This is a genomic window from Prevotella sp. P5-126 (assembly GCF_002251185.1).
Taxonomy (GTDB): domain Bacteria; phylum Bacteroidota; class Bacteroidia; order Bacteroidales; family Bacteroidaceae; genus Prevotella.
In genome coordinates, this window is record NZ_NPIZ01000118.1 from 33,658 (window position 1) to 51,880 (window position 18,223).

Genomic DNA, 18,223 nt, shown 5'->3' on the forward strand with positions numbered 1-18,223 from the left:
CAAATACAACCAATGAAATACAACAGAATCATGGCCATCATTATGGCCTCTCTGCTCTCAGCAGGTGCTTTTGCCGAGACAGAAAAGATAGAAAACAACAGCGAATTTGCTGCCAACGCCAACACCGAGAGTGCCGACAACACCACTGGCAAAATGGATATGGAGAACGGCGTGCTGCCCATTGCCGACGACCGTGGCTTCACCCTTCAGTCTAAGGATGGCAATTTCGTGTTCAAGCCCTATATGTATGTGCAGAGTACGCTCAACATGAAATACTACGACGACGAGGGACTTGACAAAGCCTATAATCAAGATAACATTGCCAACAGTGGCTTTGCCATTCCCTATGCCATCATCGGTTTCACCGGTAAGGCATTCGGTAAGATCGATTACAACATTAGTATCAATGCCGCAGCATCGGGTGGCAATGTGTTGCAACAGGCATGGATTGACTATGCCGTTAGTCCTGCCTTGCGTTTCCGCGCTGGTAAATTCAAGACACCCTTCACACATGCCTACCTCACCACACTTGGCGAGACATTGTTTCCACAGGTTCCCACTTCGCTGACTGCAAGCAGCATCCTACCCTACTCCCTCAATGCCGTCACCCCAAGCATAGGTACCGGATTCGACTTGGGCTTTGAGGTGCATGGCGTCATCAACAATAAGTTTGGCTATGAAGCAGGACTTTTCAACGGAACAGGGCCATCTGTCAACAGTGCCACCAAAGGTTTCAGCGACGACAACCATTTGCCTTCACTGCTCTACGCTGGTCGTTTGACCTATATGCCTAATGGTCCGATGCCCATGACACAGGGTAATGCCAAGATGCAACATCTCGACAAGATGCTTATCGGCATCAGCGCCAACTACAACAACGAGGCAGAAAACGAGAGTACCAACGACTTCCGCGCCGGTTTGGAGTTTGCCTGGCTGAAAAACAAATGGTATTTTGCTGCCGAAGCCTACTACATGCATGTTGGATTCACCGACCGTCAGAAGATAGACAAGACTTATGACTTCTGGGGAGGATATGCACAAGCAGGCTATTTCGTAGCTCCACAATGGCAATTGGGCGTGCGTTACGACTTCATGGACCGCAATGGTTCTTCAAAAGACGGTTTTCTCAACATGCCGGCAGCCGTGGTCAACTATTTTGTACCTAACACCAATCTGAAACTGTCTGCCATGTATCAGTATATCGGTCGTACCGGACATGCCACACAATTAGACCGCGACCTCGATGACCTCGGCATTGCTACCCATACCGCATGTATCATGATGCAATTTGCTTTTTAATGATGAAATATTTGTATAAGTCAATGAAAATCCGTATCTTCGCATTTGCTGCCATCGCTGTACTGCTGTTGGCAGCCTGCGACGACGGACGCATCTATAATGAGGTGGCTGTTGACACCACCGGACGATCAGCCCGACTCACGGCAACCATTACTGGTTTGGACCATTGGACCGATAATTACACCGTGTCACTGGCAGGCTTTGCCGAAGGCGATGACTATGCCAGCATCTCTAAAGCCGTTCGGGCCAATGCCGACGGACAGGTGAGCATGACGCTGAACAATATTCCCGACCAGGTGACGAGTGTTCGCCTCTGTGTGCTCGACCGTCTGCGCAGAAACGTAGTGACGTTTAGCGAAGTGGCAACCGAAGGTGTGCGCGACACCATCCGACTGGAGTTGGGCACCGTAGATGCCAGTATGCTCAATGCTATACAGCAGGGATACCTCAACACAACCTGTGCCAACTGCCACGGCGCAAGCAATCATGCCGCAGCAGGCCTCAACCTTACGGCAGGCAAATCGTATGCAGCACTGGTAGGTGTGGCATCCAGAAAAGTGGAAGGTCACCAACTCGTAGCGCCTGGCAATGCCGCAGAGAGTGTGCTACACATGGTGCTACACAACGAACATGTAGAGGGTATCTCTATGAACCACTTCGACCTTGTGTCGGAAAAGAACGCAGAACTTATCCTGCCCCTTATCGACAGTTGGATTGACGGAGGTGCAGAGCAATAACATCAAAGAAAGATATGAATAGACTGAACACGATACAATACGAAAAGGCACATGCCGACATCTTCTGTTTCGACAATGACACGGCAGTGAAAGAATACCATGCCATAATCCATGTCGATGATGCCACTATGGATTTTCCACAGCAGTTGCAAGCCATCATGGATGCCTATTCCACACTGGTAGAAAACACTTTGCATGGTGCACGCTGCATCTTCAAGCGCTATTTCCTAAGCGACTCTGCCAATCAGGAAGATGAAGTGGCTGCCGCCGATATGACCGATTGTGCCAAAAGTATCATCCAGCAGGCTCCGCTCGACGGCACCAAGGTGGCACTGTGGGTTTATCTGATGACCGACGTACAGACCGGAATAGGTCAAAGTGGCCTTTATGAGGTGCGCCACGGTGCTTACCGTCACCTTTGGAGCGGCAGTGCCCACAACATGGCAACCAACTCTGAATATCAGACTCGCCTGCTTTTCAACGAATACAACCTGCAGCTCATTGAGGAGGGATGCACGCTGAAGGACAACTGCATACGCACTTGGTTTTTTGTCAACGATGTGGATTTGAACTATGGCGGTGTGGTGCGTGCGAGAAACCAGTTCTTCTTCACCCAAGGACTTACTGCCAAGACCCACTTCATAGCCTCTACCGGCATTGGTGGCAGACAGGCAGACCCTAACGTGCTGACACAGTTGGACACCTATGCCGTGGCTGGTATTGAGAAAGAGCAAGTGGCATATCTCTATGCTCCTACCCACCTGAACCGCACCAGCGAGTATGGTGTGAGCTTTGAGCGAGGCACCATGGTCGATTATGGCGACCGCCGACAAGTGTTTATATCGGGCACTGCCAGTATCGACAACAAGGGGCAGATTGTCTATCCCAAGGACATTCGCCGTCAGACCCACCGCATGTGGGAGAATGTAGAAGCGCTGTTGGCTGAAGCCGACTGCACCATGGAGGACGTAGGCATGATGGTGGTCTATCTGCGCGACACTGCCGACTATGCTGTAGTCAGTCAGTTGTTTGCCGAACGCTTCCCTGGACATCCCTACGTGATAGTCCACGCACCAGTATGCCGACCGGGTTGGCTGATTGAAATGGAGTGCATGGCAGTGCGCAAGACCCACCACCCGCAGTTCAACCCATTCTGATAACATTGTAAAGTTTACGTTACAACATCCAAAGATGAAGCATCTCCGCATCGTTCTCACGCTGCTTATGACCATACTCATAGCCACCATGGCTGTTGCCACCTTCGTGGAGCAACGCCATGGGGCTTCGTATGCTGCCACACATGTCTATCACACCTCATGGTTCTTTGCGCTTTGGGCATTGATGGCCTTGGGGGGCATGGCGGCTATATGGCGCATGCGCCTCTGGCGGCGACTGGGTGTGATGTTGCTTCATGCTGCACTGTTGCTGATACTGGCAGGGGCTGCCGCCTCATGGCTGACCAGTAGCGAGGGCACACTCCATTTGCGCAAAGGCCAACCGGCAGATTGCTACACCATCAAAGACTCACAGCTGTCGGCACCATTGCCTTTTCAGCAGATGACCCTACAAGGTTTCTCCGTAGTTTGCTATCCTGGTACAGAGGCGCCACAAGACTTTCAGAGCCAGGTAACCTACATTACGGCAGACCGTCAACACCATGAAGCCACCATCTCGATGAACCATATTCTTGAGGTGGAGGGCTATCGTTTCTACCAAACATCGTTTGACCCTGACCGTCAAGGTTCGGTACTTACAGTCAACTACGACCCATGGGGCACTCCCATCAGCTATGGCGGCTATGTATTACTGGCATTATCGATGGTCTGGTTGCTCATCGACCGGCGCGAAACATTCGGTCGCTTACTGCGGTCACCCCTGTTGCGCCATGGTGCTACACTCATGCTGCTGATAGTTTGCTCCATGTCTGTACATGCCCGAAGTGTGCCTACTATCACGGCAGAACGAGCCAATCGGTTGGCTGAAATGCCGGTGGTCTATAACGACCGAATAGCACCACTCAACACGCTGGCACGCGATTTCCTACTTAAACTCTATGGGCGCACCTCCTATAAAGGACTTACTGCCGAACAAGTGTTATATGGTTGGATGCAGCGTCCTGAGACTTGGTCTGACGAACCAATGCTCTTGGTGAAAGACAGCAAGTTGCGCCAACAGTTGGGCATCGACGGTAAATATGCCCGCCTTGCCGATCTCTTCGACAATACAGGTCAGTATCGACTGCAACAACTCATTGCCTGCGGTGGGGAAACTAAGGCTGTCAGAGATCTCGACGAGAAAGTGGGCATCATACTGATGCTCACCGAAGGTGAACTGTTGCGCCCGGCAAGTGGTGTGGCTATCAATCAGCACCGCCTCGTGGCAGAGATATGTTACAACCGCATACCCTTTGTCAGTCTGCTGTTTATAACCAATCTCACCTTGGGCATATTGGCATTCTGCCTGTTGCTCATCCCTGCGTTTCGTTTCCGCCATTGCTTATGGCAAACGGTCTGCCTCTTGGGAGGACTATCGTGGTTGGTATTGGTGGCAGGCTATGCTTTGCGCTGGTACATCAGCGGTCGCATCCCCTTGGGCAACGGCTTTGAAACCATGCTTTTTCTCGCTCTTGCGCTGCAAACCGTCGGTGTGATGTTCCATCGCCGCCTATCTATTATCGTTCCGTTTGCCCTGCTGCTGTCGGGGTTCACCCTACTGATAGCCCATCTGAGCGAGATGAATCCGCAGATTACATCACTCATGCCCGTACTCCAGTCGCCATTGCTCACCATCCACGTCAGCCTCGTCATGATGGCTTATGCACTCTTGGCTTTCACCATGATGAGTGGCATAGTGGCTCTGATAGCCCATCATCGTGGCCATACCGGCCACGAGGAATTGCTCACCGTACTGTCTCAACTGATGCTATATCCAGCCGTTTTCCTGTTGGCAGGCGGCATATTCCTCGGTGCGGTATGGGCTAACGTGTCGTGGGGAAAGTATTGGAGCTGGGATCCGAAAGAGGTTTGGGCACTCATCACCCTGCTCGTTTATGCCGTTCCACTACACCGCACCACTTTCTTTGCGCCCCATCGACCTGTGGCATACCATCTTTATATGCTCATCGCATTCTTCTCGGTGTTGATGACCTACTTCGGTGTCAACTATTTCCTTGGTGGCATGCACAGCTATGCATGACGCACGCACAGCCTACAAACAGCTTTCTGCCCCATCACTCTCCCTATGCTTTCGCAGAGTATCTATCTGCAGAAAGCCGCCACTTGGTTTCTCACGCCATCAAAATTCTATTTTCCACATCCTTTCACAAAGCCGCATACACACAATTTATCATTACATTGCATCCGTTCACAAGGTACATGGATCAGTAAATTCAATGAATTTGCTCAGCAATCTCAATGAATTTGGTCAGCAATTTCAATGAATTTGGTGAGGAAAACAATTTGATTTGGTGAGGAAAACAATTTGATTTGCCGAGGAAAACAATTTGATTTGCCGAGGAAAACAATTTGATTTGCCAAGCTATGGATATTACCTTTTGAACATCAATATGTTACACGGACAACAAAACTACGTTAGATAAATCATCAAAACATGGGCTGTGGCGGTCGCAAGAAATCAGAAAAGCCCAGCCATCACGGCTGGACTTTCAACAAACGAAATAAACTTACATCAAAATACTTATACATGTATAACTATGACTAAGAGCAACCACATGGTGGCCCTCTTGTGCTTTTTGGTCTTAATCAGTATTGTCGCACGGTCGCCCTTACATCGAGAGCGATGCGCATATTAACATCGAGGCAGGTCTTCTGACTTTGTTCCCACTCCAAACTCCTTCCCGCCATAAAGGGCAGTGGATTGTTTTGCTTGGAATGTGCTAAGGGAACTCACAGCTGCGGGACAGTAGGAGATTCTCACTCACATTCCCTTTTAAACGCTGTTATGCGTACCTTGACGTTGCAAAGATAGTATAATTCCACGGAACCACCAAACAAAACAGCAAAAAAATACCACAGTTGCACAATGCTGGCAACTGTGGCAATTATGATAATAGTTTGCGTTACTATCTGATGGATGAGGGATTAGATTTCCCAACCGATGGCTGACGCACCAAGAACAGCAGCCGAAGCGCCATCGAGTCCGCTCACCAAGAACTGGGCCTTACCCTTGAAAATGTTCATCACGTGGTTGTCATATGCTACTTTGATAGGATCCATGATGAGCTTACCGGCTTTCACCAGGCCACCAAAGAAGATGAATGCCTCAGGAGAAGAGAATGCTGCGAAGTCGGCACAGGCTTCACCAAGCATCGTACCAGTGAAGTCGAAAATCTCTTTAGCCAGTTCGTCACCCTTGCCTGCGGCAATGCTTACGTCGAGCGAAGTAATCTTTTCGGCATCCAGCTCGCGGAGCAATGAGGGACGCTCGGTCTTCTCAAGCATCTCGCGGGCAGTGCGTGCCACACCTGTGGCAGAGCAATAAGCCTCCAAACATCCAGTGCGACCGCAACCGCAAATGCGACCTTGAGCACCACGAACCATAGTGACGTGACCTAACTCACCGGCAAATCCATCGTGACCGTAGAGCAGCTGTCCATTGACAACCACACCCGAACCAACTCCGGTACCAAGGGTGATGACGATAAAATTCTTCATGCCGCGTGCCACACCATATACCATTTCACCCAATGCAGCAGCATTGGCATCGTTGGTCAAGCCAACAGGAATGCCGAGTGCATCGCTGAACATCTGTGCCAATGGCACAATGCCATCGTGTGCCCATGGCAGATTGGGAGCAAACTCTATGGTTCCTCTATAGAAATTGCCGTTAGGTGCACCAATACCCATGGCTTTTATTTTCTCAATACCTCCTACTTGGTCAATGATAGGGAGAAGTGCTTCGACAGAAGCCTTAACAAAATCTTCTGCACAAGTATATCCGCCAGTCTTAATGGCTGTTTGAGTTTTAATGTCACCACGTGAATCTACGATTCCAAAGACAGAATTGGTGCCTCCGAGATCGAGTCCTATGACATATGGTTTGATGCCTTGCTGTTCACTCATAAGTTTATAAATTGTATTTTAAGTTATTGATTTTCGAATTTCAAGTGGCAAAGTTATGAAAAAAACATCGAATAAACAAAGTTTTTTCCAAAGAAATGTACGAGATACACACATTCTTTGTATCTTTGCACTTGATATGCCGTTTCCAATACATATAAATATAGTCGATTTGGTATTCAAGGGAATGCTAATCGGCATGATTGCCTCAGCTCCTATGGGACCTGTAGGCGTACTCTGTGTGCAACGCACACTGAACAAAGGCCGATGGTATGGATTCATCACAGGAGTGGGTGCCGCAGTGAGCGACATCATCTATGCTGCCATCACTGGCTTTGGTATGGCTTTTGTCATGGACATCATCAATAACGACACGAATAAATTCTATCTGCAGATCATTGGCAGCATCATTCTACTGTCGTTTGGTATCTACACATGGAGATCAGACCCTACCAAAAATATCCATCAATCAGGTAAACAACGCGGATCGATGACACACAATGCCATCACGGCATTTCTCGTCACTTTCTCCAATCCGTTGATTATATTTCTATTCATGGGTCTCTTCGCACAATTTGCATTTGTCATTCCAAACAGACCATTTGAGATGATTGTCGGATTTGCAAGCATTGTGGGTGGGGCACTCGTCTGGTGGTATGGACTGACATGGCTGATAGACAAGGTGCGAGGCATCTTCGACTCCAGTGGCATACGCATCATTAATCAGATCATCGGTGCCATTGTCATCATCTTCTCCGTCATATTCCTCTTCGGAACATGTACCAACCTTTACCGCTTTTAGCACATAAGACAGATTATGCAAATAGCACAACAACTCAGAAAGACTAACATAGCAGAGTATCTGCTATATATGTGGCAGGTGGAAGACATTATCAGAGCATTCGACTGCTCGCTGAGCCGCATACGACGCGAATACATCGAGCGCTTCGACTATACCGACGAACAGAAAGAAGATGAGGCTGACTGGTTTGGAAACCTCATCAGAATGATGAACTCGGAAGGTTGTCGGGAGAAAGGACACTTGCAAATCAACAAGGTGACACTGCAGATGTTGCAGGAGCTACATACCCAACTATTGGGTAGTACAAAGTTTCCGTTCTACAGCGCCGAATATTACAAAGTGCTACCCTATATCGTAGAGTTGCGCAACCATGGCGCAAGCAAAGACGAAAACGAGATAGAGACTTGCTTCAACTCGCTATATGGCGTGATGATGTTGCGGTTGCAGAAAAAAGAGATAACACCCAACACACAGCATGCCATACAAGAGATTAGCACACTTATCGGTATGCTCAACGACTATTATCTCAAAGACAAAGAAGAACCACTGCAATTTGAATAGGAAGATGAACATCCTTGTAACAGGTTGCCACGGACAGTTGGGCAACGAGATACAACTGCTGGAGAATAACTATCCACAGCACACCTATTATAATACAGACCGCGACGAACTCGACATCACCGATAGCGATGCCATTGCTCACTTTGTGGATGAACACCACATAGACGGCATCATCAACTGCGCGGCATATACTGCCGTTGACAAGGCAGAAACGGATGAACAACTCTGCACAACACTCAATGCCACTGCTCCTGCATATCTGGCACAGGCTATAGAGAAACGCAACGGATGGATGGTTCAGATATCCACAGACTACGTGTTTGACGGCACAAACCATACACCATACGTTGAAACCGACACAACCAAGCCCAACAGTGTCTATGGCAGAACAAAACTGGAAGGAGAAATCAACGTGCAGAAATACTGCAAGCGCACCATGATAGTGCGCACAGCATGGCTCTATTCCATCTTTGGAAACAATTTCGTCAAGACGATGATCAGATTGGGAAAGGAGCGAGACAGCATTGGGGTGGTGTTCGACCAAATAGGCACACCCACCTATGCACACGATTTGGCTAACGCCATTATGACTGCTATAGGACAGGGCATCAAGCCTGGCATCTACCATTTCTCCAATGAAGGAGTCATCTCATGGTATGATTTCACCAAGGCTATCCATCGGTTGGCTGGCATCAATACCTGCCGGGTAAGACCGCTCCACACAGCAGAATATCCTTCTGCTGCACCACGTCCACACTACAGCGTGCTCGACAAGACAAAGATTAAAACCACATACAACATAGATATTCCCTATTGGGAAGACAGTTTGAAACAGTGTATCGATAAGTTATGAATCAAGAAATAGAAAGAAGAAGAACATTTGCCATCATCTCCCACCCTGATGCCGGTAAGACAACGCTGACGGAGAAATTCCTCTTGTTTGGTGGACAGATACAGGTGGCTGGTGCTGTAAAGAGCAACAAAATCAAGAAGACAGCCACTTCCGACTGGATGGATATCGAGAAACAACGCGGTATCTCGGTATCTACATCAGTTATGGAATTTGACTACACACCTGCAGGTGGCGACATTGAATACAAAGTGAACATCCTCGACACACCGGGTCACCAGGATTTTGCAGAAGATACCTATCGTACACTTACAGCAGTGGATTCTGCCATCATCGTAGTGGATAGCGCTAAAGGTGTAGAGGCACAGACTCGCAAACTGATGAACGTATGTCGCATGCGCAATACGCCTGTTATCATCTTCATCAATAAGATGGACCGAGAAGGACGCGACCCATTCGATCTGCTCGATGAACTCGAACAGGAACTGGGCATCAAAGTGCGTCCACTGTCATGGCCCATCAACCAAGGTGCAAAGTTCAAGGGTGTTTATAATATCTACGAACAGAAGCTCGACCTCTTTACTCCCGACAAACAGCGAGTAACAGAAAAGGTAGAAATAGACATCAACAGCAAAGAACTCGACGAGAAAGTCGGTGAACGCGATGCTGACAAACTGCGTGAAGACCTTGAACTCGTAGATGGTGTATATCCTGAATTTGACGTAGAGACCTATCGCTCTGCCGAAGTAGCACCTGTATTCTTCGGTTCGGCACTCAACAATTTCGGTGTACAGGAACTGCTCAACTGCTTTGTAGAAATAGCTCCGAGTCCTCGTGAGACTAAAGCAGAAGAGCGCATGGTAAAGCCCGACGAACCTAAATTCACGGGATTTATCTTCAAAATCACTGCCAATATCGACCCCAACCACCGTTCGTGTATCGCTTTCTGCAAAGTATGTTCGGGTAAATTCCAGCGCAACCAGCCTTATTTGCACGTCAGACAGGGCAAGACGCTGCGCTTCTCAAGTCCCACACAGTTTATGGCACAGCGCAAGAGTACTATCGACGAAGCATGGCCCGGAGACATTGTCGGTTTGCCCGACAATGGTATCTTCAAAATCGGAGACACGCTGACCGAAGGTGAAAAGCTCCACTTCCGCGGACTGCCATCATTCTCGCCCGAACTCTTCAAATACATTGAGAACGACGATCCAATGAAGTCAAAACAATTGCAGAAGGGTATCGACCAGTTGATGGACGAAGGTGTGGCACAGTTGTTTGTCAACCAGTTTAACGGCAGAAAGATTATCGGTACGGTAGGACAACTGCAGTTTGAGGTCATCCAGTACCGTTTGGAAAACGAGTACAACGCAAAATGCCGATGGGAGCCCGTACAGCTCTACAAGGCCTGTTGGATAGAAAGCGACAATGCCGCAGAGCTCGACAACTTCAAAAAACGCAAGTATCAGTATATGGCAAAAGATAAGGACGGACGCGATGTGTTTCTCGCTGACTCAAGCTATGTATTGTCTATGGCACAACAGGACTTTGAGAACATCAAGTTCCATTTCACTTCAGAATTCTAAAAACATACCGACAAATGACCAGAGAAGAAGATATTCGTAAGGCTGTGGAAGTGCTCCGCAAGGGAGGCGTTATACTCTACCCCACCGATACCGTATGGGGAATAGGTTGCGATGCTACCAACAGCGAAGCGGTGAAACGTGTTTATGACATCAAACAACGTGATGATTCGAAGGCACTCATCTGCCTCGTGGATAGCGATGCACGCCTGCAGCGATACATCCGCAAAGTGCCCGATGTGGCATGGCAGTTGCTCGACTGCTGCAACAAACCTACTACCGTTATTCTCGACGGTGCGGTCAATTTAGCAGAAAACCTTATTGCCGAAGATGGTTCCGTCGGCATACGCATCACTCAGGAGCCTTTCTCCAAGGAGCTATGCTTCCGATTCCAGAAAGCGCTGGTATCTACATCGGCAAACATCAGCGGTGAACCTGCTGCACAAAACTACCCCGACATCGATCCGAAGATTATCGAAGCCGTAGATTATGTATGCTGGAGCCGCCGACAGGAGCATAAGCCTCACAAGCCATCGAGTATCATTAAACTGACAGAAGACGGTCAAGTGACCATCATCCGCAAATAGCCCCCCCCTCAACCAACAGACCGAAACAAGAGAACAGATATGAGTCAACATGAAATAGCGACACGCACAGACTGGAGACACCGCATTCACGAATGGCGGGTAACACACATTAGCGACAGAATGTTTCTACTCGTTCTGGCGTTCTTTGTGGGCCTGTTGTCTGCTGTAGCCGCTTTCATCCTGCACAGTATGATTGACCTGATAGGCTCACTGCTGACGGGTAAGTTTACTGCAACAAGTTACAACTGGCTCTATCTGGTATATCCTGTCATCGGCATCTACCTTACCTCGCTTTTTGTGAGACATGTCGTCAGAGACAATATATCTCACGGTATCACGCGAATACTATATGCCATCTCGTCAAACAAGTCGCGACTGAAAGCCCACAACACATGGTCATCGGTCATTGCATCAGCCATCACCATCGGTTTTGGTGGTTCGGTGGGAGCTGAGGCGCCTATCGTTTTGACGGGATCGGCCATCGGGTCAAGGCTCGGGCAACTGTTTCGACTCGACAACAAAACGCTGATGACGCTCGTAGGATGCGGTGCTGCTGGTGCCATTGCCGGAATCTTTAAGGCGCCGATTGCAGGATTGGTATTCACGCTGGAAGTATTGATGATCGATTTGACCATGGCTTCGCTGTTGCCTGTATTGGTATCGTGTGTGACAGCAACCTGCTTCACCTATATTTTCAGCGGTGCCTCAACACTATTCACCTTCCATCTCGACAACGACTGGACGGTGGAACGTGTACCGGCATCTATTCTATTAGGAATCACCTGCGGTCTCGTCAGCCTCTATTTCATACGGTCTATGAATGCCTGCGAGGATGTTTATGCTCGATTTAAAAACAAGCCATACGTCAAACTCCTTATCGGTGGCGTTGTTCTGAGCACGCTGATCTTCCTCTTTCCTTCACTCTATGGTGAAGGATACCATGCCATCAACCTGTTGCTCAACGGTAAATCGGAGACTGACTGGAACCAGATTCTCGACGGTTCACTATTCTACGGACATCCGGAATATCTGATGATATATCTATCGCTGGTGCTCTTCACCAAGGTGTTCGCCACATCGGCAACCAATGGAGGCGGCGGTTGTGGTGGTACTTTCGCACCCAGTTTGTTCATAGGATGCTTCACCGGATTCGTCTTCTCACGCTTGTGGAACATGAATCAAGTGGGAATATATGTGCCTGAGAAGAACTTTGCACTATTGGGCATGGCTGGAGTCATGTCGGGAGTGATGCATGCACCGCTGACAGGAACATTCCTCATCGCCGAGATTACCAGTGGATACAACCTATTCATGCCGTTGATGATTGTTTCGGTATCGGCATATCTCACCATCATCATCTTTGAACCGCATAGTATATATGGTATGCGACTCGCCCGACAAGGTAAGTTGCTCACCCACCACACCGACCATTCTGTGCTCACACTGATGAATATGGAAACCGTGATAGACCGCGACTACCAATCGGTGGATGCTGATATGGAACTCGGACAAATGGTACATAAGATCAGTCGCTCTAAGCAGAGTGTGCTTCCTGTTACTGACGCTGCAGGACATCTGTTAGGGGAAATAGATATTATACGCATTCGCCACGTGATGTTCCGCACCGAACTATATCACCATTTCCATGCCAGTCAACTCATGACTAAACCAGCTGCAGTACTCACCGATGGCATGCCGATGACTGATGTGATGAAGGCTTTTGAACGAACACAGGCTGACTGGCTGCCTGTACTTGACGCTGAACGCTGTCTGCGTGGCTATATCTCACAGAAACGCATATACGGTATGTATCGTAAGATGGTGCGCGACTTCAGTCAGGAATAGCATCTATTTATATTAATAATGTGTAGCAATCATATCAATGATGAAGAAAGAAGACCTTAGAATAGTATTTATGGGAACACCGGAGTTTGCCGTAGAGACACTGCAAGCACTGGTAGAACACGACTATAATGTAGTGGCTGTAGTCACCAAACCCGATAAACCCGTAGGAAGACACGGTTCGATACTCCAAGCACCTGCCGTCAAAAAATATGCTTTGGAACATGGATTACCGGTGTTACAACCTGAGAAAATGAAAGACGAGAACTTCGTGGAACAGTTGAAGAGCTACAATGCCAACCTTCAGGTGGTAGTGGCTTTCCGCATGTTACCCGAAGTGGTATGGGCAATGCCCGAATATGGCACATTCAATGTACATGCTGCCCTACTGCCACAATACCGTGGTGCGGCGCCCATCAACTGGGCCATCATCAATGGTGAGACACAAACTGGCGTGACAACATTCTTCCTCGACCACGATATTGATACTGGTCGTATCATCATGAGCAAGCCTTTCGACATTCCAGACGATGCCGATGTGGAATATGTTTATGACGGACTGATGCACCTCGGCGCACAACTCTGTCTCGAAACGCTCGAACAAATTGTGGCTACCAATGGGCATCCTGCGACCGTGGCACAAAGCGAAAAGATAGAAGACAAGGACCTCAAAGACGCTCCGAAACTGTTCAAAGAAAACTGCGAAATCAATTGGAACCAGAAAGCAAAACAGGTGTATGACTTCGTGCGCGGCCTCTGTCCCATACCAGGAGCTTGGACCAATCTTATAACACAAGATGGTAAAGAGACACTGTTGAAAGTCTATCGCACAAGCAAAACCGGTCAATCCACCACCGCTGCACCAGGCACAATCTGCATAGAAGGTAAGCGCTTGCTGGTGGCTACTATTGATGAATGGCTCTGTTTCGAGGAACTTCAACTGGCAGGAAAGAAGCGCATGATGGCACGCGACTTCATGAATGGCATGAAGGAACTGGATCAGTGTCACGTAGGATAAGTAAAAAAATCACTTTAAAAATATACTAAAACGGCAAAGATCTCGTTTATTCTTATAGAAAACTATAAGGAAAAAGCCGATGTCAAGCGCCAATAAGCACGAAACGGACAAACCCAGCGAAACAACCATCCTGCTCATTAAACAGGTGGCTCGTACCTACAAGACCATTGTTGAAAGCGATGGGACTGTCAAGGTAGTGGGGATGAACTGAACTTGAAACTTAAATCAACAACTGACAAGATGACTAAAGTATCTCCATCATTACTGGCGGCCGACTTTCTGCACCTCGACCGCGATATTGAAATGATCAACAGAAGTGAAGCAGACTGGCTTCATCTCGATGTTATGGACGGGGTTTTTGTACCCAATATCTCCTTCGGCTTTCCTGTACTCGAAGCTGTTGCATCAAAGTGCACCAAACCATTGGATGTGCATTACATGATTGTAAATCCAGAACAGTATATCAAGCAAACCGCTAAACTTGGCGCTATGATGATGAATGTTCACGTAGAAGCCTGTCGCCACTTACACCGCACAGTACAGGAAATACACGATGCTGGCATGAAAGCTGGTGTTACACTCAATCCCGCCACACCTGTTTCCGTATTGGAAGACATTGCAGCAGATGTGGATATGGTATTGCTGATGAGCGTCAATCCTGGATTTGGCGGACAAAAATTCATTGAAAACACCATCGGCAAGGTGCAGCGCTTGCGCCAATTACTCGCCCAAACTGGCAGTAAAGCACTAATCGAAGTGGATGGTGGAGTACAGGGCGAGACTGCGCCACGCTTGGTTAAAGCCGGTGTGGATGTTCTTGTCAGCGGTAGTTACGTATTCAGAAGCAAGCAACCAGAACAGACTATCCACGAATTGCGCAATCTCTAAACAACCAATAGCAGTTCAACAACAGCAGATGATCTAAATCATCCTGCACATACGACAACTCCTTTACACCAAGATGAAACATCAGTATTGGTGTAAAGGAGTTTCATACCTCACATCATACTATCAGATACTATATCAAATTAATACGTTTGGCCATACGGCGCATGTTGCGAATGGCATAGCGCATACGCCCAAGCGAAGTATTGATACTGACATTGGTAATTTCGGCTATGTCTTTAAACTGCAAACCCTGATAATAACGCATCAATACCACCTCGCGCTGTTCATCAGGAAGCAGATCCATCAGTTGTCGCATGTGGCCACTGAGTTCCTCAGCCACCAGCATATCTTCCCTACTTTTATAGGGATGTCCACAATCTATGACCGTCAGCAACTCGTCATCGCTGATATTTACCGCCTGTCCTTTCTTTTGTTTTCTCACATCATCAATCAGCAAATTACGGGCAATACGCATCAACCAGTATAGAAACTTGCCTTGATTGAAGTATTGTCCATCTTTCATCTTCACGATAGCTCTGATGAAAGTTTCTTGAAAGAGGTCATCGGCTTTGTCCTTATCACGGGTCAAAGCCAAGATAAAATCGAATAATTGCTGCTGATTGCGTGCCAACAACTCATCGAAAGCAGAATCCTTGCCCTCCATATAGGCTTGCACCAACATATCGTCGGAGCAGTTTGCATATCCCTTCATGGTCCAAATGTTTTGATTTCTTGAGGGTAGAATTTAATCGATAAGCCTATTGATTTTTAAGATGGGTTACTGGCAATATTACCATTATATGGTGCAAATTTAAGGTAAAATCTCAGTATCTCCAAATTATTCTAACAGAAATTCGTGATTTCTCATTCTTTTGTTTTAACTTTGTGAACTGAATATATAACCAAGCTAAGACTTATTTATGTTGAAACTATTTGTTCCGGGGCGTTTGTGCCTCTTTGGAGAACACACCGACTGGGCAGGCCATTACCGAACCATGAATGCCGATATCCTTCCGGGTATGGCTATAGTTACTGGTATCGAACAAGGAATTTATGCAGAAGTGGAGAAAGCCTCCAACTTCGAAATGCATAGCGATGCCGCTGAAATGAAAGATGCGTGGCGTGACTTTTCATGCCGCATGACAGAGACAGATCTGAAGCGTGTTGCCAAATCGGGATCGTTTTTCTGCTACTGTGCAGGTGTAGCCAGCTACATGTTGGAATGGTATAAGGTAGGTGGTGTGCGCATCCGCATTACCAATATGACACTTCCCATGAAGAGCGGACTATCGTCATCTGCAGCTATTTGTGTATTGGTTGCACGTGCTTTCAACCTGCTGTACAACTTGAACCTCAACACCATGGGCGAAATGAATATCGCCTATCTCGGTGAACAGCGCACTTCGTCACGTTGCGGACGACTTGACCAAGCATGCGCCTTTGGTGTGAAACCCAATCTGATGACCTTTGATGGCGATGAAATCGAAGTGCAGTCACTCAATGTCAAAAAGACACTACACTGGGTGTTTGCAGACCTTTGCACTGCAAAAGATACAATCCGCATCCTTTCTGACTTGAACAAGCCCTATCCATTTGCGCAAAACGAGAAGGAGCAAAACCTCCATCGGGCGTTAGGAGAATGGAACCACAAAATCATAGAACGTGCTGTGAAATATATGGCAGAGGGACAAGTGGAGCAACTGGGCCAACTGATGACAGAGACAGAAAATATGTTTGAGGAATACATCACGCCCATGTCGCCTGCACTACAAGCACCAAAACTCCATGAAGTATTGAGGGATCCTGCCATCCAACCATTGGTATATGGTGGAAAGGGTGTTGGTTCACACGGCGATGGAAGTGTACAATTTCTCGCACGCGATGCGGAATCACAGAAGAAATTGGTTGATTACCTCAACAGCGAAGGCATGCGTGCCTACCAATTGACCATCAACCCTGTACATACGGTACGTCGCGCTATTATCCCCGTGGCAGGTTTCGGCACACGACTATACCCCGCGACCCGCGGATTAAAGAAGGACTTTTTCCCCATACCCTGTGCCGATGGCATGGTGCGCCCCGTCATTCTCATTTTGCTTGAAGAACTGGTAAAGAGTGGCATCGAGGAGATTTGTCTCGTATTGGGCTCTGAGGAGGAACGTAAACTCTATACTGAATTCTTTGAAACACCGCTTTCTGCAGAACATCTGTCGAAGCTCAATACCGAAGCACAAGAATATGAAAACCGCATTCTTGATATCGGTAAGCGACTGCGCTACGTATATCAAAAAGAAAAGCGCGGTTTCGGTCATGCCGTTTATCAGGCTGTGGAATTCACACACAATGAGCCAGTACTCCTACTCTTAGGTGACACGATCTACCGTAGCCATCGCAATAAACCCTGTGCCCTACAACTCATCGAGGAATATGAGCGCTACAACAGACTCATGGTCAGTATCCATTCCGTTCCACTGACCGAAGTTAGTCGTTACGGCATACTCAGTGGCATCTGGGAAGACAAAGAGAACACCATTCTCAATGTATCGGCAATGAACGAGAAACCCAAGGCCAGTTATGCCGAAGAGTTCCTTGGTGTGCGTGGCAACGATGGAAAGAAAGAGTATTGCAGTGTGTTTGGACAGTATATCCTCACACCGGAGGTCTTCCAGCAGTTGGAAACCGATATACGAAAAGCCGATGAAGGAAACGACCATACACGCGAGATAGAGCTCACCTCAGCACTTGAGGCCGTTCGTAGCAACCATGGCATGATGGGTGTGCGGCTTGATGGTGAGATGTATGACATGGGCAATCCCGATGCCCTCTGTCGTTGCGTAGCAGCCTTCTCTAAGCCAAAAGAATAATCGGATGCAGAAATACAATATGCAATGTAAATCTGATTGCGAACATAGATACAATTAAGATGTGTAGGAAGTTGTTCTTGTTTATTTTGCTGAGCACCTGCGGGTTCAAGGCAA

Annotated in this window: 16 protein-coding genes and 1 riboswitch; of the genes, 14 read left to right on the forward strand and 2 right to left on the reverse strand. The window is 47.8% G+C overall.

What is annotated here, in order from left to right; genetic code table 11:
* Window positions 1-12: 12 nt before the first annotated feature.
* From CIK90_RS13675 to ccsA, 4 genes are read left to right on the forward strand one after another with little or no spacing between them, the layout of a single operon-like run.
* Window positions 13-1,299 (forward strand): porin, encoded by a 1,287-nt coding sequence (locus tag CIK90_RS13675; protein WP_094436453.1) that lies wholly within the window; start codon window positions 13-15, stop codon window positions 1,297-1,299.
* A 23-nt stretch (window positions 1,300-1,322) separates the two neighbouring features.
* Window positions 1,323-2,036, forward strand: coding sequence for a hypothetical protein (locus CIK90_RS13680; RefSeq protein ID WP_158214966.1), 714 nt, complete (start codon window positions 1,323-1,325; stop codon window positions 2,034-2,036).
* 14 nt (window positions 2,037-2,050) lie between these two features.
* On the forward strand, window positions 2,051-3,193 hold the full coding sequence (locus CIK90_RS13685) for a Rid family hydrolase (RefSeq protein WP_094436457.1): 1,143 nt from the start codon (window positions 2,051-2,053) through the stop codon (window positions 3,191-3,193).
* A 34-nt stretch (window positions 3,194-3,227) separates the two neighbouring features.
* A complete protein-coding gene (gene ccsA, locus CIK90_RS13690; RefSeq protein WP_094436459.1) occupies window positions 3,228-5,231 on the forward strand; it encodes a cytochrome c biogenesis protein CcsA in 2,004 nt (667 codons plus the stop codon).
* A gap of 604 nt (window positions 5,232-5,835) precedes the next feature.
* A riboswitch (cobalamin riboswitch) is annotated at window positions 5,836-6,023 on the reverse strand.
* A 113-nt stretch (window positions 6,024-6,136) separates the two neighbouring features.
* Here ccsA and CIK90_RS13695 read toward each other — a convergent pair.
* Complete coding sequence (locus CIK90_RS13695; protein ID WP_094390095.1) at window positions 6,137-7,117, reverse strand: ROK family protein; 981 nt, start codon at window positions 7,115-7,117, stop codon at window positions 6,137-6,139.
* A 136-nt stretch (window positions 7,118-7,253) separates the two neighbouring features.
* On the opposite strand from CIK90_RS13695, the gene CIK90_RS13700 reads away from it, so the two are divergent.
* The 9 genes from CIK90_RS13700 (at window position 7,254) to rpe (ending at window position 15,245) form a co-directional block, all read left to right on the forward strand.
* Entirely contained in the window at window positions 7,254-7,916 is a 663-nt protein-coding gene (locus CIK90_RS13700) for a LysE family translocator (RefSeq protein WP_094390096.1), read from the forward strand.
* Window positions 7,917-7,931: 15 nt separating this feature from the next.
* A complete protein-coding gene (locus CIK90_RS13705) occupies window positions 7,932-8,477 on the forward strand; it encodes a DUF4924 family protein (protein WP_094390097.1) in 546 nt (181 codons plus the stop codon).
* A 4-nt stretch (window positions 8,478-8,481) separates the two neighbouring features.
* Entirely contained in the window at window positions 8,482-9,330 is an 849-nt protein-coding gene (gene rfbD / locus CIK90_RS13710; RefSeq protein WP_094465904.1) for a dTDP-4-dehydrorhamnose reductase, read from the forward strand.
* Window positions 9,327-10,913, forward strand: coding sequence for a peptide chain release factor 3 (locus tag CIK90_RS13715; RefSeq protein ID WP_094390099.1), 1,587 nt, complete (start codon window positions 9,327-9,329; stop codon window positions 10,911-10,913). The genes rfbD and CIK90_RS13715 overlap by 4 nt, the downstream gene beginning before the upstream one ends.
* A gap of 14 nt (window positions 10,914-10,927) precedes the next feature.
* Entirely contained in the window at window positions 10,928-11,497 is a 570-nt protein-coding gene (locus CIK90_RS13720) for an L-threonylcarbamoyladenylate synthase (protein ID WP_094465905.1), read from the forward strand.
* Between the two features lie 39 nt (window positions 11,498-11,536).
* Window positions 11,537-13,342 carry a chloride channel protein gene (locus CIK90_RS13725; protein ID WP_094465906.1) on the forward strand — a complete coding sequence of 602 codons (1,806 nt, stop codon included), beginning with the start codon at window positions 11,537-11,539 and terminating at the stop codon, window positions 13,340-13,342.
* A 40-nt stretch (window positions 13,343-13,382) separates the two neighbouring features.
* Window positions 13,383-14,357 carry a methionyl-tRNA formyltransferase gene (gene fmt, locus CIK90_RS13730; RefSeq protein WP_094465915.1) on the forward strand — a complete coding sequence of 325 codons (975 nt, stop codon included), beginning with the start codon at window positions 13,383-13,385 and terminating at the stop codon, window positions 14,355-14,357.
* A gap of 79 nt (window positions 14,358-14,436) precedes the next feature.
* Complete coding sequence (locus CIK90_RS14580; protein WP_256387362.1) at window positions 14,437-14,568, forward strand: hypothetical protein; 132 nt, start codon at window positions 14,437-14,439, stop codon at window positions 14,566-14,568.
* Between the two features lie 29 nt (window positions 14,569-14,597).
* A complete protein-coding gene (rpe, locus tag CIK90_RS13735; protein ID WP_094465907.1) occupies window positions 14,598-15,245 on the forward strand; it encodes a ribulose-phosphate 3-epimerase in 648 nt (215 codons plus the stop codon).
* Between the two features lie 130 nt (window positions 15,246-15,375).
* Here rpe and CIK90_RS13740 read toward each other — a convergent pair whose 3' ends face one another.
* Window positions 15,376-15,957 carry a sigma-70 family RNA polymerase sigma factor gene (locus CIK90_RS13740; protein WP_094390103.1) on the reverse strand — a complete coding sequence of 194 codons (582 nt, stop codon included), beginning with the start codon at window positions 15,955-15,957 and terminating at the stop codon, window positions 15,376-15,378.
* Window positions 15,958-16,165: 208 nt separating this feature from the next.
* On the opposite strand from CIK90_RS13740, the gene CIK90_RS13745 reads away from it, so the two are divergent.
* Complete coding sequence (locus tag CIK90_RS13745; protein ID WP_094390104.1) at window positions 16,166-18,109, forward strand: sugar phosphate nucleotidyltransferase; 1,944 nt, start codon at window positions 16,166-16,168, stop codon at window positions 18,107-18,109.
* Window positions 18,110-18,223: the final 114 nt, after the last annotated feature.